We start from the raw sequence: 23,599 nt of genomic DNA, 5'->3' as shown, positions 1-23,599 counted from the left end.
TAGTGATCTTGTAGTTATACTACATGAGCGCCCTGCCCGCACGGGCAAACCCGGTCGGAGTCTCCCTTTGAACACCCCCTGCGACATGCTGGTCTTCGGCGGCACCGGTGACCTGGCCCTGCACAAGCTGTTGCCGGCGCTCTACCACCTGCATCGCGATGGCCGCCTGAGCGCCGACATGCGCATCCTCGCGGTGGCCCGCAACATCCTCAGCCGCAGCGAGTTCCAGGCCCTGGCCGAACGCCGCTGCCGCGCCCTGGTGGCCCGCAGCGACTTCGACAACGCCACCTGGGCCAGCTTCGCCGAGCGCCTCGACTACCTGGCCATGGACGTCTCGCAGAGCGCCGAATTCGGCCGCCTGAGCAAGTTCCTCGGTGCCAGCGCCTGCCAGCGCGGACGCATCTACTACCTGGCCACCGCCCCCGACCTGTTCGAGGCCATCGCCGAGAACCTGGCCATCGCCCGCCTGGCCGGCGACAACACACGCATCGTCCTGGAAAAACCCATCGGCCATTCGCTGGAGTCGGCCCGCGAGATCAACGCGGCCATCGGCGCGGTGTTCAGCGAAGCCCAGGTGTTCCGCATCGACCACTACCTGGGCAAGGAAACGGTGCAGAACCTGATGGCGCTGCGCTTCGCCAACGCCCTGTTCGAGCCGGTATGGCGCGCCGGGCAGATCGACCACGTGCAGATCAGCGTCAACGAGACCCTCGGCGTGGAGAATCGCGGCGCCTACTACGATCACGCCGGCGCCATGCGCGACATGGTGCAGAACCATCTGCTGCAGCTGCTCTGCCTGGTGGCCATGGAAGCGCCGGTACGCTTCGATGCCGAGGCGGTGCGCAACGAGAAGGTGAAGATCCTCGAGGCGCTCAAACCCATCTCCGGCCTCGACGTGCAGGACAAGACCGTGCGCGGCCAGTATGCCGCCGGCAAGATCGGCGGGCAGGAAGTGCCGGCCTACTACTTCGAGAAACAGGTCGACAACGACAGCGATACCGAGACCTTCGTCGCCCTGCAGGTGGAAATCGACAACTGGCGCTGGGCCGGCGTGCCGTTCTACCTGCGCACTGGCAAGCGCATGGCCAAGAAGTGTTCGGAGATCGTCATCCAGTTCAAGCCGGTGCCGCACCGCCTGTTCGACGCCAGCCAGGCCAACCGCCTGGTGATCCGCCTGCAGCCGGAGGAACGCATCAGCCTGCAGCTGATGGGCAAGAGCCCGGGCAAGGGCATGCGCCTGACGCCGATGGAGCTGGATCTCAACCTGGCCCAGGTGTTTCCGCAGAAGCGCCGCTGGGACGCCTACGAACGCCTGCTGTTGGACGTGATCGAAGGCGACTCGACCCTGTTCATGCGCAGGGACGAAGTCGAGGCAGCCTGGGCCTGGGTCGACCCGATCCTCGAAGGCTGGCTGGAGTACTACCAGAACCCGCGCCCCTACCCCGCCGGCAGCAACGGCCCGGAACAGGCACAGAGCCTGCTGGAACTGCAGGGGCGCAGCTGGCAGGACTGACTGCGCCAGTTGCTGCGCAGCCCGCTCCGCACCTGCCACCATCGCCAACCCTGCAAGCCCCGCCGCACAAGGCGCAACAGGTGCCTGCGCAGCTTCCTGCACAGGCCTGCGCAGGCCCTTGCACAGCTTTTTGTGCGGCGCTTGGCAGAGTCCTCGCACGGCCACGCCAGCCAGCTCGTAACCATATGTTCTAAAAGGAAAAATATTTCCTGGCACAGCTCTTGAGATAGCCCCGGCTCCCGGATCAGACACGATCCATGACCCAGGCAAGGAGAGCACTCATGCCAACACCCGCGTATATGACCCTCGAAGGAACCAAGCAGGGCCTGATCACCGCAGGCACCTTCACCGAGGACTCGGTCGGCAACATTTTCCAGGAAGGTCATGAAGACCAGGTGCTGGTACAGGCCTTCAACCACCAGGTGATCATCCCGCGCGACCCGCAGTCCGGCCAGCCGACTGGCCAGCGCGTGCACAAGCCGCTGATGATCACCAAGGTGTTCGACAAATCCTCGCCGCTGATCTTCAACTCGCTGACCTCCGGCGAGCGCCTCTCCAAGTGCCGCATCGAGTGGTACCGCACCTCCGCCACCGGCACCCAGGAGCACTACTACACCATCGAGCTGGAAGACGCGGTGATCGTCGACGTGCAGTCGCGCATGCCCAACTGCCAGGATCCTGGCATGGCCCACTTCACCCACCTGGAAGACGTCTACTTCACCTACCGCAAGATCGTCTGGACTCACGAAGTGTCCGGCACTTCCGGCTCCGACGACTGGCGCTCGCCGATCGCCAGCTGATCGAGATCAGTCGCCGAGTGTTTTGCGCCTTGGGTCAAGGCACGCGGCAACGTGATAGTCGAGAATGCCCGGGCCCGAAGGACTCGGGCAGTACCGCAGCGGCCAGGCCTCCTGGCCGCTGCCATTTCGGCAAGAGGAACAAGGATGTTCGCCCCAGCCAACCAGACCCATTTCAGCCTGAGCATCGAAGGCGTCGCGCACGACCTGCAGGTGCTCGAATTCAGCGGGCACGAGGCGCTCAGCCAGCCCTTCGCCTTCACCCTGGAACTGGTCAGCGAACAGGCCGATCTCGATCTGCAAGGCCTGCTGCACCAGCGCGCCTTCCTCGCCCTGTCCAGCCAGGGCAACGGCATCCATGCCTATATCCACCAGGCCGGGCGCGGTGAATCCGGTCAGCGCCTGACCCGCTACCAGCTGGTGCTGCGCCCGCAACTGGCCTACCTCGCCCATCGCAGCAACCAGCGCATCTTCCAGCAACTCAGCGTGGCCGAGATCATCGCCCAGGTGCTGGAAGACCACGGCATCGCCCAGGGCGCCTACCGCTTCCAGCTCGGCGCCAGCTACCCCGCGCGCGACTACTGCGTGCAGTACGACGAGAGCGACCTGCACTTCGTCCAGCGCCTGTGCGAGGAAGAAGGCATCCACTATCACTTCCAGCACAGCCAGGACGGCCATGTGCTGGTGTTCGGCGACGACCAGACGGTCTTCCCACGCCTGCCGGCGCAGACCTATCAGCAGGACTCCGGCCTGGTCGCCGACCAGCCGGTGATCAAGCGCTTCGCCCTGCGCCTGGCCACCCGCACCAGCCGGGTGACCCGCCGCGACTACGACTTCGAGAAGCCGCGCCTGCTGCTCGAGGCAGCCTACAAGGGCGATGCCCAGCCCGACCTGGAGGACTACGACTACCCCGGCCGCTTCACTGAACGCCCGCGCGGCAAGCACCTGGCCCAGCGCAACCTGGAGCGCCACCGCAGCGACTACCAGCTGGCCGAAGGCGAAAGCGATCAGCCCCTGCTGCTCAGCGGCCACTTTCTGGGCCTGAGTGGCCACCCACGTGCCGACTGGAACCAGCTGTGGCTGCTCAACGAGATCCACCACCAGGGCAAACAGCCACAGGTACTGGAAGAGTCGATCACCAGCTTTCTCCCCTCTCCCACCGGGAGAGGGGCCGGGGGTGAGGGTCTATCCAGCAACCCGGACGACTTCCATCAGGGCTACCGCAACCGCTTCAGCGCCACCCCCTGGGACACCCCCTATCGCCCTCCCCTGCAACACCCGAAGGCGCGCATCCTCGGCAGCCAGACCGCCGTGGTCACCGGGCCCAAGGGCGAGGAAATCCACTGCGACCAGTACGGCCGGGTCAAGGTGCAGTTCCACTGGGATCGCCACGGCCAGGCCGACGACAAGACCAGCTGCTGGCTGCGCGTGGCCTCCAGCTGGGCCGGCGATCGCTACGGCGGCATCGCCATCCCGCGAGTCGGCATGGAAGTGCTGGTGACCTTTCTCGAAGGTGACCCCGACCAGCCGCTGGTCACCGGCTGCCTGTACCACGCCGAGCATGTGGTGCCCTACGACCTGCCGGCCAACAAGACCCGCAGCGTGTTCAAGACCCTCAGCAGCCCCGGCGGTGGCGGCTACAACGAGCTGCGCATCGAGGATCGCAAAGGCCAGGAACAGATCTATATCCATGCGCAGAAGGACTGGGACGAGAACGTCGAGCACGACCAGAAGATCCGCATCGGCCACGAACGCCACGACACGGTGGAAGCCAACAGCTACACCGAGCTGAAGGCCGAGGAGCACCGCACCACCCACCGCGACCGCAAGGTGGAACTGCGCGCCGACGACCACCTGACCGTGGCCAACAACCAGCACGTGAAGATCGGCACCGGCCAGTTCGTCGAGGCCGGCAACGAGATCCACCTCAACGCCGGCCTGAAGATTGTCCTCGAAGCCGGCAGCGAACTGACCCTCAAGGCCGGCGGCAGCTTCGTCAAACTGGATGCCAGCGGTATCACCCTCAGCGGCGCGACAGTGAAGATCAACTCGGGCGGGGCGCCGGGGGCGGGCAGCGGCAATACCAGCATGCTGCCGATCATTCCGCTGCCGGCAGCCGCCGACAAGGCCGGCAAACTGCTCAAGCAAGCCCTCTCGCAGCCAGCCCCGGACGTTATCCACAAGCTCAGTCTGCTGATCAGCCCGCTGCCGGGACACCGCGGCTACAAAAACGAGCCCTACACCCTGTATGCCGATGGTCGGCAGATCCAGGAAGGTCTGACCGGCAAGGACGGCCTGCTGGTCTTCGACCACCTGCCGGGTACTCGCCAGTACTCGGTCGAACTGGTCAACGGCCACCGCTTCGATATCGAGGTCGACGAAGAAGCCCAAGAGACCGCCACACCGCTGGCAGAAAACCTCGCTCGCCGCGGTTACCGCGACTATCAGGCGCAGGTCGAGCAACTGGAACCACTGCAATCGGCAGAAGACTATCGCCTCGCCTCATGGAACCCCACGGGTGAAACCAAGGCGTGAGTGCACGCAAGGAAGCCACATGACTACGGACTACAGCGCTCAGGCCCTGAAACTCAATATCAAGCAGTACAAAGACGGCAACACCACCATGGACTGGTTCGCGCGCAAAGCCCTCTATCCGCCGCGCGCCGGTATCGAGATCACTCCACTGATCAATGGCGAGACCGCCTTTGGTGCGGTGCATGACGCCATCCAGGCCGCTCAAAAGAGCGTCGAGATCATCTGCTGGGGCTTCGACCCGGCCATGCGCTTCAGGCCTGAGGGCGATCGTATCGGCGAACTGCTTGATCTGCGCGGCCGCTTTGGCGTCAAAAGCCGGGTGCTGATCTGGAAAAACCCATTGGCCAACATCATGGAAAACACCGTGATCGGTGATGGCCTGATGGGCTCCGGCGGCACTGCCGCTGGCTCGGGGGTGACAGCCGGAAGGCCAGCCAAGCAGCCAGAAGAAATTACCCGGCTGCAGATGCAGCACCAGCACAACCAAGCCACCATCGAGCGTCTCCAGGCAACACTGGAGAGCTCTCGGCAACGTCGCCAACGGGGTGAGATCTCCAGCTACGACTCCGCCATGGAGCGCGATACCCAAGGGCGCATCGCGCAACTGGAAGGAGAAAACCGAGCCATCGACAAGCGCATCGAGGAAGTCACCGATGCCACCACGGGTTATGGCGGCATGTCCGGCTCCGGCGGCCCCAAGCTCAACCCGCAGGATCAGGAGTTCACCCGCAACTGGTTCCGCCGTGTGCACAAGGGCTGGATGCAGAACGTCGAATTCCGTACCCGCGACTTCAGCTTCGTCGAGGGCCTGATCCCACTCTTTGGCGGCTCCACCTTTCGCATGGAATCGGATCGCTTCAGCATCCTCACCCGCCTGTTGTCTGGCGAAGCCCCAGATCTCAACTACAAGCAGATCCTCGCCTTGACCTTCTTCGCCAGCCACCACCAGAAGATGGTGCTGGTGGACTACGAAGACCCGGCCACCGCCGTGGGCTTCGTCATGGGCCACAACATGCATCGCAACTACTGGGATACCAGCGCCCACCTGTTCGATGACCACAGCGCCCGACGCACGCCAGGCTTTGGCCCCTGGCAGGACATCTCCACTCGGGTGCGCGGATCGCTGCTGCATGATCTGAACGACAACTTCAGCAGTGCCTGGGACAGGGAAACCTTCTGGGTCAAACGCTGGTTCAGCGACGGACTCAAGGAGCAGCGCAAAGCCATCCTGCCTGATGCCTTTGCAAACCCCGGCGCCAACCTGGCGCAGATCATCCGTACCCAGCCGCAGGAGAATGCCGAAACCTCGATTCTCGAGGCTTACCACAAGGCCATCGGCAACGCGCGCAATTACATCTACATGGAGAACCAGTACTTTCGCTACCCGGAGTTCGCCCAGCAGCTACGCACCCTGGCCGCCGCCTACAAGGAACGCGGGCGCAAGGACGACCTCTACCTGTTCGTGACCACCAACAACCCCAACGGCGGTTTCTACTCCAGCTCCACCTACAGCATGATGCAGGGGCTCGGCCAGGAACAGTTGATGCCCCAGGCCCAGCGCGACCTGGCCGAGAAGATGCTGCGCAAACGCAGCCGCCTCGCGGCGATCAAAGCCCATCCCACTGGCCGGGCTGGCGAAGAGGCACAGATAGCTCAACTGGAGCGTGAAATAGCCGAGCTGGAGGCCCAAGGAGTTACCCCCGAGGTGGAAGAACGCCTGGGCGGGCTGAAAAAGAGTGAGATCGAGGAACTGTCCAAGCCCAAGGAAGGTGAAGACGAGGATGCCAAACCCTATGACCTTGAAGATATACCGGGCCTGAAAGTGGTCATCGGCACCCTGACCGCCTGCTCACCAGAACCGGGTAGTCGCCTGCAACAAGACCAGCAGGCCCGTTTCCGCGATATCTACATCCACTCCAAGCTGCTGGTGGTAGACGACGTGTTCAGCCTGGTCAGCTCTGCCAATATCAACGCCCGCAGCATGCATACCGATTCGGAACTGGGAGTGTGCTCGCCTGATCCCAAACTGGCTAGGCATTTCCGTGAGGAGCTCTGGAATCTCCATGCCAAAGAAACCTTCGATGGTAGCGATGGCGTTTGCAGCGCCAAGCTGAACTTCGAAAGATGGGACACCGTGATGAATAAGAACTGGAAGTACAAAGCGAGCAACCAACCTCTGATCGCTCATCTAACCCGCTTCTGGGATGTGGAGACGCCCTATGCGACTGCGGCTGACTAAAACCCTAAGCACTGTCTTCTTCATTCTTGCCGCCATACATGGAGTACCGGCTATGGCCTATCCCACCTTCACCTGCGCCTACGAGAAAGACCATAATCCTCCACTGGATGCCGAGGCCGATGTCTGGTTTCAAGAAGCCCGGAGCCTGGAAAAGGATCTGCGCGACTGGCCTCGCGTCGTCGAACTGTATGAAAAGGCCATTGCCAAGAATCACTGGAAAGCCATGCACAACCTGGCTCGCCTCTATCGCACTGGCTGGCCGGGGCGCCCAGGGGTAGAGAAAGATACCCAGAAGATGCTCGACCTCTACGAACGCATGGTCGAACTCAAGGTGCCGCTGGGCTACTACAACTGGGCCGTCTCTGCAGAGCGGGGCAAGGGCATGCTGCGCGACGAACACATGGCCAGCTCCTACATGTTCCAAGCTGCTCAGCTAGGCAGCCCGCAGGCCCAGGTCGCCCTGGGCAACTACTTCGCCTTCTCCCTACCGCGGGAAAAGCAGGACGGCCCAATGGCTGAGCAGTACTTCCAATGCGCGGGCGCCCAGGATGTACCCGAGGCCATCATCGAAACCGCTCAGTTCTATGAGATCAGCAAGAACAACCAACCGCGGGCACTCTTCTACTACCAGCGGGCCGCTGCGCTTGGAAGCACAAAAGCCTTCATGCAGCTTTATGAAGTCTTCAATCCGCAATCAGACCCGGCTTTTACAAGGGGTTACCAATCCAACAAGCCACTCGCCGACTTCTACAAGGCGCGCATGTACGAGGTTGAGGAAAACCCGGAGCTGCGCTTCCCCGCTCTGGCTAAGGAGCATCCGCTGCCCCCTCATCCTGAGCAGGGTCTGGATGCCGAACACCCGAATCGCCGTTTCGAACTCTGATTACCGACCCACTCTTTTCAAGGAATGGAATCCATGAAAAACCCTCTGCTGATTGGCTCACTGGTCGTACTCGCCCTCTCCATCCTCTGTTTCCTGCTCGGCGGGGCCGGCCTGGCTGGCGCCGTTACCGGTGGCGGGCAGGCCGGTGGCGCTGTCGACGGCATGTTCTTCCTGGCCAAGTTGCTGCTGGGCGTGACCGTGGTGCTCGGGGTGCTCTGGCTGATCCGCGCGCCATCGCGCTGAAGACTGCCCTGGATCAAAACCCGGTGCTGGCGCGCCGGGCACTATCTGCGCCCGCTTCCATGCAGGCCCAGCCATGTCGCCGATCCATACCCCCGAACTGCTCTGCCCCGCCGGTACCCTCAAGGCCATGCGCCATGCCTTCGCCTATGGCGCCGATGCGGTGTACGCCGGGCAGCCGCGCTACAGCCTGCGGGTGCGCAACAACGAATTCGACCACGCCAACCTGGCCATCGGCATCGCCGAGGCCCATGCCCAGGGCAAGCGCTTCTACGTGGTGGTCAACATCGCGCCGCACAATGCCAAGCTGAAGACCTTTCTCAAGGATCTCGAGCCAGTGTTAGCCATGGGGCCGGATGCGCTGATCATGTCCGACCCGGGGCTGATCATGCTGGTACGCGAGCATTTCCCCGAGATGCCGGTGCACCTGTCGGTGCAGGCCAATGCGGTGAACTGGGCCAGCGTGGAATTCTGGCGCCGCCAGGGGCTGAGCCGGGTGATCCTGTCCCGCGAGCTGGCTCTGGAGGAGATCGCCGAGATCCGCCAGCAGGTGCCGCAGATGGAGCTGGAAGTGTTCGTCCACGGCGCCCTGTGCATGGCCTATTCCGGGCGCTGCCTGCTGTCCGGCTACCTCAACAAGCGCGACCCCAACCAGGGCAGCTGCACCAATGCCTGTCGCTGGCAGTACCAGGCCCATGAGGGCCAGGAGAACGAACTGGGTGGCATCGTCCCCAGCTGCCAGCCGACCCTCGGCGCGGGCCTGCCGACCGAGCGCACCTTCCTGCTGGAGGATGCCACTCGCCCGGGCGAGCTGATGGAAGCCTACGAGGACGAACACGGCAGCTACATCATGAACTCCAAGGATCTGCGCGCCGTGCAGCATGTCGGGCGGCTGCTGGCCATGGGCGTGCACTCACTGAAGATCGAGGGGCGCACCAAGAGCCACTTCTACGTGGCGCGCACCGCCCAGGCCTATCGCCGGGCCATCGACGATGCCGTGGCCGGGCGCCCCTTCGACCTGCGCCTGATGGACGATCTCGAATCCCTGGCCAACCGTGGCTACACCGAGGGCTTCCTGCGTCGCCATGTGCACGACGAGTACCAGAACTATGAACGCGGCAGCTCGTTGGCCGAGTACCAGCAGTTCGTCGGTGAATTCACCGGCCAGCGGCGTGGCGAACTGGCCGAAGTGCGGGTGAAGAATCGCTTCGCCGTTGGCGACCACCTGCAGCTGATGACGCCACGCGGCAACCTGAACTTCCTGCTCGGCGCGCTGGAGAAGGCCGATGGCACGGCCACCACGGTGGCGCCGGGCGACGGCCACATCGTGTACCTGCCGCTACCGGCGGATATCGACCTGGATCACGCCCTGCTGCTGCGCTTCAACACAGCTCCGCCTGCTCGCGCAGCAGCTGGGCAAACTGCTCGGCCGGCACCGGCGGGCTGATCAGGTAGCCCTGGATCTCGTCGCAGCGCTGGGCCTTGAGGAAATCCATCTGCGCCTGGGTTTCCACCCCTTCGGCCACCACTTTCAGCTCCAGGCCGTGGGCCATGGCGATGATCGCGCGGGTGATCGCCGCATCCTCGCCGCCGGCGGCCAGGTCACGGACGAAGGTCTGGTCGATCTTCACGTAGTCCACCGGGAAGCGCTTGAGGTAGCTGAGCGAGGAGTAGCCGGTGCCGAAGTCGTCGATTGCCAGCTTCACCCCCAGCTCACGCAGCTGCTGGAAAGTACTGATGACGTTCTCGACGTTGTCCAGCAGGTGGCTCTCGGTCAGCTCCAGCTCGAGCAGGCGCGACGGCAGGCCGGTTTCGTCGAGCACCTGGTGTACCAGGCTGATCAGGTTGCCCTGGCGCAGCTGGTGCACCGACAGGTTGACCGACACACGCAGGTCGACCAGGCCCTGGCGCTGCCACTCGCGGGCCTGCAGGCAGGCCTGGCGCAGGACGAATTCGCCGATCGGCGCGATCAGCCCGGTCTCCTCGGCCAGCGGGATGAAATCGCCGGGCGGCACCAGGCCCAGCTCCGGATGCCGCCAGCGCACCAGCGCCTCGGCGGCATTCAGGCTGTCGTCGGCCAGGCACAGCTTGGGCTGGTAGAACACTTCCAGCTGGCCGTCGGCGATAGCCTTGCGCAGCTGGTTCTCCAGCTGCAGGCGCTCCAGGGTGCAGGCCTGCAGGTTGTCGGTATAGAACTGGAAGGTGTTGCCGCCCAGGTGTTTGGCGTGCTGCATGGCCATGCCGGCCTGGCTGATCAGCGCGGAAATTTCCCGCGCGTTGTCCGGCAGCAGGCTGATGCCGATGGAAGCGCTGACCACCAGCTCGTGACCGCCCACGTCCATCGGCGTGCGCAGCTTGGCCAGCAGGCGACTGGCGGTACGCGCCAGGCCGGACAGGCTGCCGAAGCCGTCGAGAAGGATGGCGAACTCGTCGCCGGACAGCCGCGCGATGGTGTTGGCCTCGGACGCGGCCTGGGTCAGGCGGCGGGCCATCTGCCGCAGCAGCTGATCGGCCACTTCATGGCCGAGGCTGTCGTTGAGCAGCTTGAAGCGATCCAGATCGATGTGCAGCAGGGCCAGCTGGCCGTCATCCTGGCGCGCCCGCTCGCAGGCCTCGTGCAGGCGCTCGCGGAACAGGCTGCGGTTGGCCAGGCCGGTGAGTTCGTCGTAGTGCGACAGGTAACGCAGGCGCTCCTCGGTCTGCCGCCGCGACGACAGGTCGGAGAAGAAGCCGACGATATGGCTGACCTTGCCGCGAGCATCGCGCACCACGTTGAGCTGCAACCACTGCGGGTACAGTTCGCCGTTCTTGCGCGTCTCGATCAACTCGCCACGCCAGCTATCGTGGCGCTCCAGCTCCTGGCGGATCAACTGGTACTGGCGGCGCGCATCGCGGCTGCTGATCAGGGTCGCCACGCTACGGCCCAGCACTTCTTCCTTGCGGTAGCCGGTGACTTCGCTGAACGCCTCGTTGACCGACAGCAGCAGGTAGTCGGCATCGAGGATGACGATGCCTTCGCTGGCCGCCTCGAACACCGTAGCGGCCAGCCGTTGTTGTTCGTCGCGCAGCTTGCGCCCGGTAATATCGCGGCGGGTGCCGAGCATGCGCAGCACCTGGCCCTGCTCATCGCGCTCCACCGCCCGGCCGCGATCCTCGACCCAGCGCCAGCGCCCGTCGGCATGGCGCACGCGGTACTCCACGCAGTAACCGTCGGTGCGCCCCTTGAGGTGCTCGACCAGGGCCCGGCGCAGCACGGACAGGTCATCCGGGTGCAGGCGCGGCTTGAGGTGGGTCAGCACGCCCTTCACTTCCTCCTGGTGGATGCCGAAGATCTCTTCCAGGTGGCTGTGGTGCACTTCGTCGGTCTGCAGGTTCCAGTCCCACAGGCCCAGCTCGCTGGCCTCCAGGGCCAGGGCCAGGCGCGCCTCGCTCTTGCCCAGGGCGTGGCTGGCGTCGTCCAGCTCCAGGGTGCGCTGGGCCACGCGGATTTCCAGCTCGCCGTGGGCCTTGCGCAGCTCGCGCTCGGCACGGCGACGCTGCTCCACTTCGCGGGCCAGCTCCTGGTTGAGGCCTTCGGCACTCTCGCGGGCATGCTGCAGGCGCTCGATCAGCGCCTGATTCTGGAAGCGCTGCAGCAGGCTGTGCTGGATCAGGCGGTTGACCTGCCAGGCCACCACCCACAGGCTCAGCAGCAGGATCAGGCCGAGCACGCCCCAGACCTGCTGGCGCGTATCACTGAACAGCAGGTAGCCGATCGCCGGCAGCAGACAGGGCAGGGAAAACACCAGAAACGCCGCACGGCTGACCGCGTAGGCCATGCTGGCGGACAGAATCGCGGCGGCGATCAGGCCGTAGACCAGTGCCTGCTGCAGAAACTGGTCGGCCGGCACCAGAAAGATCGCGGCGAAGGCCAGGGTCAGGCCGGACACCCCGGCGCCGATCAGGAACATGCGCTGCCACTGTGGATTGGCCTGGCGCGACGGCAGGGCCGCATTGAAGGCGGCCATCTGGATCAGCCGCAGCACCGCCAGCAGCACCACCCACACCAGCCAGCCGGCCAGCAGCAAGCCGCCCTGCGGTTGCCAGAGCAGACCGGCACAGGCCAGGGCACTGAGCAGCATGAAAAAGGTGGGAACCTGGGAGCCCTGATAAAGCAGACGGGTTCGCTCGACCGCAAACTCGGTGGCGAACTGGCGACGAATGGCGCGCGCATCATCCGACGGCACGGCTGCCGTGGAGCCCTTGGGGGGATTGGTCATAGGCGATTTTCTTGTAATGGTTTGCCTAAATTTTCCCGAGCATACCCGAGCTAGAGCGCTCGCCCAAGCCTTATGCAGGCTTTTTGGCAGCATGGATCGACAAATGGCAGCACAACTGTACGCTGACTATCCATATCGATCTGGTCACGGTTTGCCGCTCCCTACCCCGGCCCGTAGAATGCCGCGATGCAAAATGATCCCGCCCGTTTCGACCCCGAACTTCTCCTCGCCTCCCTCAACGACGCGCAGTGCCAGGCCGTGGCCGCCCCGCTCGGCCGCCAGCTGGTGCTGGCCGGTGCCGGCTCGGGCAAGACCCGCGTGCTGGTGCATCGCATCGCCTGGCTGATCCAGATCGTCAATGCCTCGCCCTACAGCATCCTGTCGGTGACCTTCACCAACAAGGCAGCGGCCGAGATGCGCCACCGCATCGAGCAGATGCTCGGCCTGAACCCCAACGGCATGTGGGTCGGCACCTTCCACGGCCTGGCGCACCGCATCCTCCGTGCGCACTGGCAGGAAGCCGGGCTGGCCGAGAACTTCCAGATCCTCGATTCCGACGACCAGCAGCGCCTGGTCAAGCGGGTGATCCGCGAGCTGGGCCTGGACGAGCAGCGCTGGCCGGCCAAGCAGGCGCAGTGGTTTATCAACGGGCAGAAAGATGAGGGGTTAAGGCCGAAGAACATCCAGGCCGGCGGCGACCTGTTCCTCGCCACCATGCTGAAGATCTACGAGGCCTACGAAGCAGCCTGCGCACGCACCGGGGTGATCGACTTCGCCGAGCTGCTGCTGCGTGCCCTCGACCTGTGGCGCGACCATCCGGGCCTGCTGGCGCACTACCAGCAGCGCTTCAAGCACATCCTGGTCGACGAGTTCCAGGACACCAACGCCGTGCAGTACGCCTGGCTGCGCCTGCTGGCCAAGGGCGGCGAGAGCCTGATGGTGGTGGGCGACGACGACCAGTCGATCTACGGCTGGCGCGGCGCCAAGATCGAGAACATCCAGCAGTACAGCAGCGACTTCCCCGACGCGCAGATGATCCGCCTGGAGCAGAACTACCGCTCCACCGCCGGCATCCTCAAGGCCGCCAACGCCCTGATCGCCAACAACAACGGGCGCCTGGGCAAGGAACTGTGGACCGACGGCAGCGACGGCGAACCGCTGTGCCTGTACGCCGCCTTCAACGAGCATGACGAAGCGCGCTACGTGGTCGAGAGCATCGAGCGGGCGCTGAAGAACGGCCTGGCGCGCAACGAGATCGCCATCCTCTACCGCTCCAACGCCCAGTCGCGGGTGCTCGAAGAAGCCCTGCTGCGCGAGAAGATTCCCTACCGCATCTATGGCGGCCAACGCTTCTTCGAGCGCGCCGAGATCAAGAACGCAGTGGCCTACCTGCGCCTGCTCGACGGCCGGCATAACGACGCCGCCCTGGAACGGGTGATCAACGTGCCGACCCGCGGCGTCGGCGAGAAGACCGTCGAGGCGATCCGCGAGCACGCGCGCCACGCTGACCTGTCGATGTGGACAGCGATGCAGCAGTTGCTCGCCGCCAAGGCTCTGCCCGGCCGCGCCGCCGGCGCCCTGGCCGCCTTCGTCGAGCTGATCGAGAACCTCGCCGCCAAAGTGCTGGATATGCCGCTGCACCTGATGACCCAGACCGTCATCGAGCAGAGCGGGCTGATCGCCTGGCACCAGGCTGAAAAAGGCGAGAAGGCCCAGGCGCGGGTGGAAAACCTCGAGGAACTGGTCAGCGCCGCGCGCAACTTCGAGAACGACGAAGACGACGACCTGTCGCCGCTGGCCGCCTTCCTCACCCACGCCTCGCTGGAGGCCGGCGACACCCAGGCCGACGAACACGAAGCCAGCATCCAGCTGATGACCCTGCACAGCGCCAAGGGCCTGGAATTCCCCATGGTGTTCCTGGTCGGCATGGAAGAAGGCCTGTTCCCGCACAAGATGAGCCTGGAAGAGCCCGGCCGCCTCGAGGAAGAGCGCCGCCTGGCCTATGTCGGCGTGACCCGCGCCATGCAGCACCTGGTGCTGACCTACGCCGAGACCCGCCGCCTGTACGGCAGCGAGACCTACAACAAGGTCTCGCGCTTCGTCCGCGAGATTCCCCCGGCGCTGATCCAGGAAGTACGCCTGAGCAACAGCGTCAGCCGCCCCTACAGCGGCGCCGGCGCCAGCAAGCCCAGCGGCAGCATGTTCGCCAACGCCGAAGTGCCGGATACCGGCTTCCGCCTCGGCCAGCACGTGCGCCACGCGCTGTTCGGCGACGGCGTGATCCTCAACTTCGAAGGCAGCGGCGCCCAGGCGCGGGTGCAGGTCAACTTCGAGGCCGAGGGCAGCAAGTGGCTGATGCTCGCCTACGCCAAGCTGGAAGCCCTCTAACCCCGCTCCACCCCGGCCCGAACAGTCGGGCACACCTATAAAAACAAGGATCATCGATGAAGCGCATTGTTCTCCTGGCCAGCCTGCTGGCCCCGCTCCCCGTCCTGGCCGCCGGCTTCGAAGGCGCCTATGCCGGCCTCTACACCGGCTATGCCTGGGCCCAGGACGAAGGCACCAGCTACAACCAGCCCACCGACACGAAATCCGGCTGGACCCAGGAAACCAACCCCAGCGGCGCGCAGTACGGTGCTCTCGGCGGCTACAACTGGCTGCTGCAGAACAACTGGCTGGTAGGCGTGGAAGCGGACTACGAAGGCCGCATCGACGGCGAAGACAGCGCCTACCAGGAATTCCACGGCGTCACCGACACGGGCTACAGCACCAGCAGCGAGATCACCGCCGCCGGCTCCCTGCGGGCTCGCTTCGGCTACCTGCCGAGTGCCGACCTGCTGCTGTTCGCCACCGCCGGCTACGCCTACGCCCAGGTCGACCGCGAATGGAACGACAAGCAGTTCCTCAACCGCAGCGAATCCCACAGCGATGGCCAGGGCGGCTAGACGGTCGGCGCCGGCGCCGAGTACCTGCTGAGCGAGGCCCTGTCCGCGCGCGTGGAATACCGCTACGCCGACTACGGCACGCAAAAGGACATCGGCGTCGACATGTGGAACGAAGAGTACAACCAGCGCCTGACCGAACAGAGCGTGCGCCTGGGCGCGTCCTACCACTTCTGATCCCCACGGGCCTGGCGCGGCGCCTCCCGGTGTCGCACCGCCCGGCTCCAGCGCCCCTGCGCCCGGCGTCTGAGCCGGGCCGGGCGCCGGCTCGAACACCCCCGCATAAATCCGGAAACACTCTGCAACTGGCCTTTGCCTGCCTGACTGGGCAGCATGACCGCGCGTATACCCACCAGTGGATCTCCTCATGAAACGCTTTCTCAGCATCGCCCTGTGCCTCTGCCTGGGCCTGACCCTCAGCCTCGACGCCAGCGCCCGGCGCATGGGCGGCGGCAAGACCTTCGGCTCCGCGCCGACCCACCAGACCCGCCAGGCCGAAGCCCCCAAGGCCACCCAGCCCAGCGCCGCGCCGGGTGCCACTGCAGGCGCACGCCCTGCCACCAGTGGCGCTTCGCGCTGGCTCGGCCCGCTGGCCGGCCTGGCCGCCGGCGGCCTGCTCGCCTCGATGTTCATGGGTGACGGCTTCCAGGGCATGCAGATCTTCGACTTCCTGATCATCGGCCTGATCGCCTTCGTCATCTTCCGCTTCATCGCCGCCCGCAAGGCCCAGCAGCACGGCCAGCCGGCTGCCGCCGGGGCGCCGTTCCAGCGCGAGATGCCGCAGGGCCAGGCGCCGATCTTCGGCAGCGCTGGCGCAGCCCCGCGCCCGGCCTTCAACGCGCCGAGCTGGTTCAACGAACAGCGCTTCGTCGAAGCCGGCCGCGAGCACTTCATGGCCCTGCAACAGCACTGGGACGCGGCCGAGATGGACAAGATCGCCGAGTTCGTCACCCCGCAGATGCTCAGTTTCCTCAAAACCGAGCGCGCCAGCATGGGCGACGGCTTCCAGTCCACCTACATCGATGACCTCGAGGTACAGCTGGACGGCATCGACGAACTGGCCGACAAGACCGTCGCCACCCTGACCTTCCGTGGCGTGGCCAAGACCTCGCGCTTCGACCAGGGCGAAGCCTTCAGCGAAAGCTGGCGCATGGAACGCAGCAATGGCGACAACCAGCCCTGGCTGGTGGCCGGTATCCGCCAGAACGGCTGATCGTCGGCGAACCTGCTGTGAAAAAGCCCGGGCATGCCCGGGCTTTTGCGTTTCTGGGCATCCGCGACTTGTCGTAAGCGAATGTTTCCTCTGATACTCGCCCCGGGCAGCGCCAACCTGCCCGCCGTACACGGACGCTACACATAACTAAAAAAGGAATGAGTCATGGCGAAAACTCTCAGAAGCCCGGGGCAGAAACGCAAACTGTGGATCCGCAGCAGCATGGTCGTGCTGGCCTTGCTGGGTCTCACCCTCGCCTACTTTATCAAGGGCCCGGCGCAAGTCGCGGCCATCGAACGCACCAAGCACCACGTCGCCGCCGAGGCGACCATCACCTCCCTCGACGTCAAGGAAGAGGAATACCGGGGTCGCAAGGGCCGCAAGAAGACCCGTGAGGTCTATTCGGTCAGCTACCAATACGCGGTAGGTGGCACCCAGTACCAGCAGGAGCACAGCCTGAGCTATGGCGAGTACGAAGATCTGAGCGGCAAGGAAAGCCTGCAGGTCTGGTTTGCCGAGCAGAAGCCCGAAGAAGCCGTGCCGCAGATCGTGGTCGAACACCAGGCTCATGAGTCGGCGGTGGAGCGGGTCATCGATGCCGCGCCCTATGTCATCGGCCTGGCACTGCTGCTGAACATCGTCCTGACCCTGCTGTTCGGCCGCGAGCCCAAGGGCAAGCTGCCGGAAGGCTTCTACACCGAGAACAGCTGGCTGGATATCGAGGACGACCGCCTGGTGGCACTGGATGGCCACAACCTGGTGTCGGTCAGCTTCGACAGCAAGCACACCGACAACGTGCAGGAGCTCTACCAGAGCGGCGCCGGCCTGGCGGCCATAGTTGCCCAGGTAGCGTGCAAGCAGAAGGTCATCGACCTGAACACGGTGAGCAAGGTCACTAGCGATCACTTCCGCGACACCATCTACCTGACCTTCAGCGTGGACGGCAAGGAGAGCAGCGAGAGCCTGGAATTCCTCAACGCCACGGTCAAGGAACACGCCCTCAAGCAGATCGCCCGCGCCCTGCCGGCCAGCCTGCGGATGAGCGTGGAAAAACTCACCCGCCTGCAGGCCGCGCGCTTCTCGCTGATCGTCGCCCTGATCAGCGCCGGCGCACTGTACTACTTCCTCGGCAATGTACTGGCCGTAGCCGGTTGCGTGCTGGTGCTGCTGTGGTCGCTGAAGACCGCCGTGCAGCGCCTGCTCGACCCGACGGTGACCATCACCTTCGCCAGCAATGCGCCAAGCGGCACGCCGGTGGTCAGCGAGTAATTCGTCGCGGTTGCCGACACACCACAAGCCCGGGCCTGCCCGGGCTTTTTTCTGCCGCACGGCGGCAGGCGCCACAATAGTTTTTTCCTCCACCCAGCGGCTACTGTATAAAGCCCAGCCCCATCAGATGGTGAGCCCGCCATGGAAGAAGTCATCGAACAACTGCGCGAACTCAACGAGCCGGTGCCGGTACCGCTGGAGCTGCCGGAAGAGGAAACCCTGGTGGAAATCCAGGAGCAGATCCTCATCCACCTGCCCTTCGAGCTGCGCGAGTTCCTGCTCAAGGTCAGCGACGTGGTCTACGGCCGCCTGGAGCCAGTGACTGCAGCAGACCCGCACTCGCACACCTACCTGCCGGAAGTCGCCTCGGTGGCCTGGGATCTCGGCCTGCCGCGCGACCTGGTGCCTCTATGCCAGGACGGCCGCGACTACTACGCGGTGGATGTGGAGGGCCAGGTCTGGCTGTGGGATGGCGACGAAGGCGAGCTGACCGACGAAAGCTGGGACTCGGTGTGGCACTGGTGCCGCGACGTCTGGCTGGAGAGCTGAGCCCTGTCCTTGCGCCCGAGGGCGGGCTTGCTCGCCAACCTGTCACCCGACATCGTGGAACGTCTGGTGAAACTGGCCATGCTCGCCTTCTTCGGCAGCTTCCTGCTGGTGTTCTTCCTCGGCGTCCTGCTGATCGGTGGCGTGATGCGCACGGTGGAATGGCTGCGCGAAGTGCCCTCGCCCTATGCGGCCATCGACGACCGCTACTTCAGCCGCTGCCTGCGCGATGCCGAGGAGCTGCATCAGGCTGCCCTGCAGTGGGTGCGCCTGGAAAACAGCCATGGCATGGCCGGCGAGGATGCCTACCGTAGCTGGCTGCGCCTGGCACGCAGCTTCGACAAGGACTGCGGCCCCGCCAACTGGCCGGGACAAACCGTGCCCCAGCAACCGGCGGACTGGCTGCCACACCTGGGTCTGCAGCGCACGGACTGGCCTGCAGAGGTACCCGGCAAGCCGGACTGAAGCCCGCCCGATGCTGGAAGCCACGCGGCCCATGGGCTTAACTGGCAAGCGCTGCCCCTCACGGACTCCGGGTCATGGCCAAGCCAACTGCTCTCCTGCTGATCACCACGCTCGCCGGCCTCGCCGCCGCGAGTGGCCTATGGCTCGGCCTTGGCAGTGCCGAACCGGACGCCACTACCCCGCCCGCTACAGCTGCCCCCGCCATGCCGCGCGCTGATGCAACGGCCACTGCAGCGGCGGATCAGGCCCCCGCGCGCAACGATCCGGCCGTGCAGAACTACCAGGCCCGCCTGCAGTTCGCCGCCGACTACCAGGGCTTTCTCAAGGCCGCCGCCAGCCTGGACGAGGCGCAGCGCCGGCAGCGCGCCGCCGCCCTGGCCAAGGAGATCGACCGCCGCGAAGCGGCCGGCGAGCTGGCATTGAGCGAGGCGTTGCTGCTGCAGGTCGGCCTGAGCCAGGCCGAGGGTGGCGACGAGGAAGCACAGAAGGCCCGCGGCGATGCCCTGGTGGCCCGCTACCAGGCCCTCAGCCAGCAGCGCGAAGCCAAGGCCAAGGCGCCCGACCCGCGCTTCACCCAGTACAAGGTCGAGGAGAAGCGCATCGCCGAGGAAGTCATGGCCATGGACAGCATTCCCGACGGCCTGAGCCGCGACCAGTACCTGCGCCAGCGCCTGCAGGAGGCGCGGGAGCAGGCCTATCAGTAACTAGAGCAGCTGGTCGAGCACGTAGTAGAGCAGGTTGAACGGCTTGGCCCGATCCGCCGCATCACTGCTCTCCGAGGCCGACAGCACCGTGCCGCTGCCATCCAGCAGGTTGTTGACGAAGTGGTCGAGCTCCAGGTTCTGCTCCTGGATATCCGAGTTGGCGAACTCGATGATGCTGGTGCAGTGGCTCTCGTTGACCGCCCGGTACTGCGGGAAATAGCCGCCGAAGTTGCCCAGGTTGGCCAGTTGGCCGCGCAGGCGCTCGGTATCCACATCCCATTTGGCATGGATCAGCGCCTCCTTGGTGGCGGCGTCCGGCGCATTGGCGATTTCCGGGTAGAAGCGCTCGTAGGAATAGGACGAGTAGTTGAGGTCTTCCCAGAAGTGGGTATGGCCCAGGCGGTCGCCCGGCAGGTTGCTGGCCAGCGCCGGATACAGGCTGCCCAGGTCAGCCGCATTGAGCCCCGGCAGGCGGCTCTGCAGGTAGGGCAGCGGCCCCTCGTTGAGGCCCCAGGCGGCACGGATGTGATCCTGCAGCGGACGCGACGGGTACTGCGCGCTGTCGCTGCCCAGCGGGGCGCTGAACACCGGGCCGGAGTCGTCGAGCAGGAAGCCGCGGCTCGGCGCCATGTCCTGGCGGATGCCCACGTAGTTGGTCAGGCTGCCGGCGCCGCCGGCACTGCAGCCGGTGGTGAGCAGCTGGGCCGGGCGCTGCAGGTTGTTCTTCAGCCAGGCCACCACCGCACGGGTGTTGCGCAGGCCGTTGTGGTGCCAGACCAGCGGCGGCTTCTGGTTCTGCGGGTCGTTGTACACCGCCACCTTGTCGCCGGAGTAGATGTCGCCGGTGCAGTAGGGCACGTAGACCATGTTCCAGTTCTGCGGCTTGGTGCGCGTCCAGGGATGCAGACGCACCACCAGCGGGCTGACCAGGCTGGCGCCGGGGTTGAGCAGGCTCATGTAGTCGTCGGGGATGCCGTCGGGGTTGCGCGCGCCGCGGATGCCGGTCTGCCCGGTGCAACTGGCGTAGTCCCAGCAGGCGCCGCCACCTTCCAGGTAGATGATGGTGTTGCTGGTATTGGGCACGCGGTTGACGAAGAACTTGTAGGGCGAGCCGTTGCCGCACACCGCGCCGGTCTGCGGGGCCAGCTGCACGGTCTGCCAGCCGTAGTAGTTGCCTGGCTTGAAGCCGGAGTTGAAGCCGCTCGGGTTGTTCAGCAGCGGGTAGGGGCCAAGGCCCTGTTCAGGGGTGACCTTGTTGTCCGCCGGCGGCGGCGCAGTCAGGTTGAGCAGGGTCTTCCAGGCACTGTAGTCACCCAGCTCGGCGTGTGCCGGAGTGGCCAGGAGCAGTGCCGCCACGGCAGCACAGCCAAGCAGAAAGTTAGGTTTCATCGGCATGTCCTCGTCTTGTTCTTGTTGTAACGAGCACGGGCTACTGCCGAACGCCTCCATGCTGCGTGGTGCTCCCGCCCAAGCGGGACGACAGGCACAAGAGGCACGCTAGTACATGGCGCCCGCCAGGCCCAAAGCGCCCTTATATTGATTCGGGATAGAGGTAGTAAAAGAAGCAAACTGGTGCGATAACGCCGCCATCGGCGGCCATCTGTTCAAGGCAGGTAGATACGGAACTCGCCGCCCCCCAGTGGCCCGCCATTGCCCAGCTCGATGCGCCCGCGCACCCCATTGCGCTCGTGCAACTCGGCGATACGCGCGGCGAAGTACAGCCCCAGGCCGGTGCTGCCGCTGCTCTGGTTGAGCCCCAGCACATAGTCACCCTGCTGCTCGAGCATCGCCGCCGGGTAGCCGGCGCCGTCGTCGTTGATACACAGCAGCACGCCGCCATTCTCCTCGCGGGCGCTGACCAGCAGGGCGCTGCGCGCGTAGCGGATGGAGTTGGCGATGACATTGGCCACCACCGAGCCGAGCAGCTCCTGGTCGAAGAAGCCCATCAGGTCGAATTCCGCCACCTCGCCACGGGCCTGGATGCCGCGGCTGTCGAGGATCTCCTGGTGACGCGCCAGCTGGGCGCCGATGAAGTCGTCCAGCTCGTGGTAGGCCGGGCACACCGGCAGCTGGTTGACCCCCAGCTTGTACAGGCCGAGCAGCTGCACCAGCATGCCGTTGAGACGGGCGAACTCGTACTCGATCACACCGTGCTCGCGCCCGGCCACCAGCTCCGCCGGCAACTGCGCCAGCCACTGGCTGTGCGCCTGTACCAGCAGGGCCAGGGAGTTCTTCATGTCGTGCACGGTGGAGGCGATCACCGTGGAGAAATCCAACCCACCACGGGGGCCCGCCATCACTCGGCCACCCGCTGGCGCAGCTGCTGGTAGCGCTCGTAGCGCGGGTCGCTGGCGGGAATCATGCTCACCGCGCGCAGGCACTGGCGGCACTCCTCAAGCAATGCCGGGTCGGCTTTCTCCCCAGCCAGGCGCAGCAGCGACTGCGCCGTGTTGAGGGCGATGCTGATGTTCTTCGGCTGCTGCGCCAGGGCACGGCGGAACAGCTCCAGGGCATCGCCAAAGCGGCCCAGCTGATAGCTGCGCACGCCCTGGCGGTTGAGGTCGACAGCCTCCTGGCCGCCGGCCAGGATCGCCGGGTCGGAGGTCTGCTTGGCGATGCCCTGCATCACCGCCGGGTCGTCGCCGTAGATTTCCACGCAGCTCTTCAGCAGGCCGTCGCTGGCCGCCGCCTGGCCCAGCTCGCGCAACTGCCCGGCCACCAGCAGCGCCGCCTCGGCGGAGAAGAACTGCGGCAGCTCGGCCATCCGCGCCGCCGCCTGCTCGGCGATGCGCGCGGCCTGCTGCGGATCGCCGGAGTGCTGCAGGCTCTTGGCCTGCATCAGGCTGGCGCGCACCTGCAGGGCCGGGTCGTCGGCGTAGAGCTTGCCCAGCTCGCCCAGGGCCTGGCCGATCTCGCTCTGCACGCGCTTGTCCAGGGTCGCCTCACCAGACTCGGCGATCAGCGCCTGGGCCAGCCCCAGGTAGCTTTCCGGGGTCTTGAAGCGCGAGTTGCGGCCCTGCTCCATGGCCTGCCGGTAGGCCTTGGAGGAGCTGGAGAAGTCTTCGTTGGCCAGGGCCAGCTTGCCCAGCTGCATCTGCCGGCGGATGGCCAGCGGCGACAGCTTCACTGCATCCTCCAGCACCGCCTGGGCGCGCTGACTTTCACCTTGGGCTGTCAGCACCGCAGCCAGGCCGTCGTACAGCCCGGGCAGCATGGGGAAGGCCTGCAGCGCCTGTTCATACAGCTCACGTGCCCGCGGCAGTTCATTGCGCGCCAGCAGGTGGCTGCCCAGGGCCAGGTAGGCCCAGGGCAGCGGTCGTTCGGCGAGCACCGCGGTCAGCAGTTTCTCCAGCTCGGCATGCCGGCCGAGGTCGCGCAGGGCGCCGGCCTGGTAGCGCTGGCACAGTGGCCCCAGACGTCGATCCTGGCGGCTGAGGCTGTCGCAGGCGACCAGCACGGCGGCCGGATCCTGCTTGTCCAGGGCCTGCAGAATCGGCTTCAGCGCAGTCTTGCGCTCCACCAGCTTGTCCAGGCGCTGAGCCAGGCTGGCACGGTTGAACGGCTTGGTCAGGTAGGCATCCGGCTCGTGCTCCAGGGCGCTGAGCACCATGGCCTGGCTGCTCTCGGCGGTGACCATGACGAAGATGCACTGGTGGCTGATCAGCTTGCCGGCGAGCAGCTCCTCCAGCACCTGCTGGCCGTTCTTGCCGCTGCCCAGGTTGTAGTCGTGGAGGATGATGTCGTAGCGCTTCTGCCGGCACATGGCCAGGGCTTCCTCGCCGCGGTCGACCGTGTCCACGTCGCGCGCGCCGAGGTCGCGCAGCATGGCCTTGACCGAGCTGCGGAAGTCGGAGAAATCGTCGACGATCAGGAAGCGCGTGTTGCCGTAGTCCGCCATCGGACACTCCTCGGGCCGGGAAGGGACTGATTGAGTGTAAGACAGGAACCGCCACTGTCGTCGATCCGGATAATTACCCATGGCGCCACTGCCGAC

The 23,599-nt window shown here is 65.3% G+C and carries 19 protein-coding genes; 15 read left to right on the top strand and 4 right to left on the bottom strand.

Annotated elements, in window-relative coordinates; translation table 11 throughout:
* Positions 1-85 precede the first annotated feature (85 nt).
* From zwf to trhP, 7 genes are all read left to right on the top strand, one after another.
* Positions 86-1,513, top strand: coding sequence for a glucose-6-phosphate dehydrogenase (gene zwf / locus A9179_RS00355; protein ID WP_223123258.1), 1,428 nt, complete (start codon positions 86-88; stop codon positions 1,511-1,513).
* Between the two features lie 281 nt (positions 1,514-1,794).
* Positions 1,795-2,313 (top strand): Hcp family type VI secretion system effector, encoded by a 519-nt coding sequence (locus tag A9179_RS00350; protein WP_187803883.1) that lies wholly within the window; start codon positions 1,795-1,797, stop codon positions 2,311-2,313.
* Positions 2,314-2,457: 144 nt separating this feature from the next.
* Positions 2,458-4,845 carry a type VI secretion system Vgr family protein gene (locus tag A9179_RS00345; RefSeq protein WP_187803882.1) on the top strand — a complete coding sequence of 796 codons (2,388 nt, stop codon included), beginning with the start codon at positions 2,458-2,460 and terminating at the stop codon, positions 4,843-4,845.
* A 19-nt stretch (positions 4,846-4,864) separates the two neighbouring features.
* Positions 4,865-7,084 carry a phospholipase D-like domain-containing protein gene (locus A9179_RS00340; protein ID WP_187803881.1) on the top strand — a complete coding sequence of 740 codons (2,220 nt, stop codon included), beginning with the start codon at positions 4,865-4,867 and terminating at the stop codon, positions 7,082-7,084.
* 52 nt (positions 7,085-7,136) lie between these two features.
* On the top strand, positions 7,137-7,967 hold the full coding sequence (locus A9179_RS00335) for a tetratricopeptide repeat protein (RefSeq protein ID WP_187803880.1): 831 nt from the start codon (positions 7,137-7,139) through the stop codon (positions 7,965-7,967).
* Between the two features lie 33 nt (positions 7,968-8,000).
* Positions 8,001-8,210 carry a hypothetical protein gene (locus A9179_RS00330; protein ID WP_187803879.1) on the top strand — a complete coding sequence of 70 codons (210 nt, stop codon included), beginning with the start codon at positions 8,001-8,003 and terminating at the stop codon, positions 8,208-8,210.
* 73 nt (positions 8,211-8,283) lie between these two features.
* Positions 8,284-9,654, top strand: coding sequence for a prephenate-dependent tRNA uridine(34) hydroxylase TrhP (trhP, locus tag A9179_RS00325; protein WP_187803878.1), 1,371 nt, complete (start codon positions 8,284-8,286; stop codon positions 9,652-9,654).
* Here trhP and A9179_RS00320 read toward each other — a convergent pair.
* On the bottom strand, positions 9,590-12,466 hold the full coding sequence (locus A9179_RS00320; RefSeq protein WP_187803877.1) for a putative bifunctional diguanylate cyclase/phosphodiesterase: 2,877 nt from the start codon (positions 12,464-12,466) through the stop codon (positions 9,590-9,592). The two genes, trhP and A9179_RS00320, sit on opposite strands and share 65 nt — an antisense overlap.
* Before the next feature lie 186 nt (positions 12,467-12,652).
* Between A9179_RS00320 and uvrD the strand changes: the two genes are divergently transcribed.
* The 8 genes from uvrD to A9179_RS00280 all read left to right on the top strand — a co-directional run bounded on the left by uvrD (position 12,653) and on the right by A9179_RS00280 (position 19,605).
* Positions 12,653-14,854, top strand: a complete 2,202-nt coding sequence (gene uvrD / locus A9179_RS00315; RefSeq protein ID WP_187803876.1) for a DNA helicase II — start codon at positions 12,653-12,655, stop codon at positions 14,852-14,854.
* A gap of 56 nt (positions 14,855-14,910) precedes the next feature.
* On the top strand, positions 14,911-15,411 hold the full coding sequence (locus A9179_RS00310) for an outer membrane protein (RefSeq protein ID WP_187803875.1): 501 nt from the start codon (positions 14,911-14,913) through the stop codon (positions 15,409-15,411).
* Between the two features lie 51 nt (positions 15,412-15,462).
* Positions 15,463-15,585 (top strand): hypothetical protein, encoded by a 123-nt coding sequence (locus A9179_RS00305; protein ID WP_394354692.1) that lies wholly within the window; start codon positions 15,463-15,465, stop codon positions 15,583-15,585.
* 190 nt (positions 15,586-15,775) lie between these two features.
* The gene (locus A9179_RS00300; protein WP_187803874.1) at positions 15,776-16,621 is read left to right on the top strand and encodes a Tim44 domain-containing protein; all 846 of its coding nucleotides are present in this window, start codon (positions 15,776-15,778) and stop codon (positions 16,619-16,621) included.
* A gap of 165 nt (positions 16,622-16,786) precedes the next feature.
* Positions 16,787-17,890, top strand: a complete 1,104-nt coding sequence (locus tag A9179_RS00295) for a DUF3592 domain-containing protein (protein ID WP_187803873.1) — start codon at positions 16,787-16,789, stop codon at positions 17,888-17,890.
* Positions 17,891-18,031: 141 nt separating this feature from the next.
* On the top strand, positions 18,032-18,439 hold the full coding sequence (locus A9179_RS00290; protein WP_187803872.1) for an SMI1/KNR4 family protein: 408 nt from the start codon (positions 18,032-18,034) through the stop codon (positions 18,437-18,439).
* A 27-nt stretch (positions 18,440-18,466) separates the two neighbouring features.
* Complete coding sequence (locus A9179_RS00285; RefSeq protein ID WP_187803871.1) at positions 18,467-18,901, top strand: hypothetical protein; 435 nt, start codon at positions 18,467-18,469, stop codon at positions 18,899-18,901.
* A gap of 74 nt (positions 18,902-18,975) precedes the next feature.
* Positions 18,976-19,605, top strand: a complete 630-nt coding sequence (locus A9179_RS00280; RefSeq protein WP_187803870.1) for a hypothetical protein — start codon at positions 18,976-18,978, stop codon at positions 19,603-19,605.
* On the opposite strand, the gene A9179_RS00275 is transcribed toward A9179_RS00280, so the two are convergent.
* From A9179_RS00275 to A9179_RS00265, 3 genes are all read right to left on the bottom strand, one after another.
* A complete protein-coding gene (locus tag A9179_RS00275; protein WP_187803869.1) occupies positions 19,606-21,000 on the bottom strand; it encodes a pectin acetylesterase-family hydrolase in 1,395 nt (464 codons plus the stop codon).
* 209 nt (positions 21,001-21,209) lie between these two features.
* Positions 21,210-21,902 (bottom strand): sensor histidine kinase, encoded by a 693-nt coding sequence (locus A9179_RS00270; RefSeq protein WP_187803868.1) that lies wholly within the window; start codon positions 21,900-21,902, stop codon positions 21,210-21,212.
* Positions 21,902-23,503 carry a tetratricopeptide repeat-containing response regulator gene (locus A9179_RS00265; protein WP_187803867.1) on the bottom strand — a complete coding sequence of 534 codons (1,602 nt, stop codon included), beginning with the start codon at positions 23,501-23,503 and terminating at the stop codon, positions 21,902-21,904. Before A9179_RS00265 ends, A9179_RS00270 begins: the two co-directional genes overlap by 1 nt.
* Positions 23,504-23,599: the final 96 nt, after the last annotated feature.

Source organism: Pseudomonas alcaligenes (assembly GCF_014490745.1).
GTDB classification, from domain to species: Bacteria; Pseudomonadota; Gammaproteobacteria; order Pseudomonadales; family Pseudomonadaceae; genus Aquipseudomonas; species Aquipseudomonas alcaligenes_C.
Note: the sequence above shows the minus strand (reverse complement) of the source record. Positions and strands in the feature narration are given on the sequence as shown.

What these genes read in the sequence shown, in the direction of transcription:
- uvrD (WP_187803876.1), top strand. Translation starts at nt 12,653, where the DNA reads ATGCAAAATGATCCCGCCCGTTTCGACCCCGAACTTCTCCTCGCCTCC.
- A9179_RS00270 (WP_187803868.1), bottom strand. Translation starts at nt 21,902, where the DNA reads ATGGCGGGCCCCCGTGGTGGGTTGGATTTCTCCACGGTGATCGCCTCC.
- trhP (WP_187803878.1), top strand. Translation starts at nt 8,284, where the DNA reads ATGTCGCCGATCCATACCCCCGAACTGCTCTGCCCCGCCGGTACCCTC.
- A9179_RS00280 (WP_187803870.1), top strand. Translation starts at nt 18,976, where the DNA reads ATGGCCAAGCCAACTGCTCTCCTGCTGATCACCACGCTCGCCGGCCTC.
- A9179_RS00295 (WP_187803873.1), top strand. Translation starts at nt 16,787, where the DNA reads ATGGCGAAAACTCTCAGAAGCCCGGGGCAGAAACGCAAACTGTGGATC.
- zwf (WP_223123258.1), top strand. Translation starts at nt 86, where the DNA reads ATGCTGGTCTTCGGCGGCACCGGTGACCTGGCCCTGCACAAGCTGTTG.
- A9179_RS00330 (WP_187803879.1), top strand. Translation starts at nt 8,001, where the DNA reads ATGAAAAACCCTCTGCTGATTGGCTCACTGGTCGTACTCGCCCTCTCC.
- A9179_RS00310 (WP_187803875.1), top strand. Translation starts at nt 14,911, where the DNA reads ATGAAGCGCATTGTTCTCCTGGCCAGCCTGCTGGCCCCGCTCCCCGTC.
- A9179_RS00340 (WP_187803881.1), top strand. Translation starts at nt 4,865, where the DNA reads ATGACTACGGACTACAGCGCTCAGGCCCTGAAACTCAATATCAAGCAG.
- A9179_RS00290 (WP_187803872.1), top strand. Translation starts at nt 18,032, where the DNA reads ATGGAAGAAGTCATCGAACAACTGCGCGAACTCAACGAGCCGGTGCCG.
- A9179_RS00350 (WP_187803883.1), top strand. Translation starts at nt 1,795, where the DNA reads ATGCCAACACCCGCGTATATGACCCTCGAAGGAACCAAGCAGGGCCTG.
- A9179_RS00345 (WP_187803882.1), top strand. Translation starts at nt 2,458, where the DNA reads ATGTTCGCCCCAGCCAACCAGACCCATTTCAGCCTGAGCATCGAAGGC.
- A9179_RS00275 (WP_187803869.1), bottom strand. Translation starts at nt 21,000, where the DNA reads ATGCCGATGAAACCTAACTTTCTGCTTGGCTGTGCTGCCGTGGCGGCA.
- A9179_RS00335 (WP_187803880.1), top strand. Translation starts at nt 7,137, where the DNA reads ATGGCCTATCCCACCTTCACCTGCGCCTACGAGAAAGACCATAATCCT.
- A9179_RS00320 (WP_187803877.1), bottom strand. Translation starts at nt 12,466, where the DNA reads ATGACCAATCCCCCCAAGGGCTCCACGGCAGCCGTGCCGTCGGATGAT.
- A9179_RS00300 (WP_187803874.1), top strand. Translation starts at nt 15,776, where the DNA reads ATGAAACGCTTTCTCAGCATCGCCCTGTGCCTCTGCCTGGGCCTGACC.
- A9179_RS00265 (WP_187803867.1), bottom strand. Translation starts at nt 23,503, where the DNA reads ATGGCGGACTACGGCAACACGCGCTTCCTGATCGTCGACGATTTCTCC.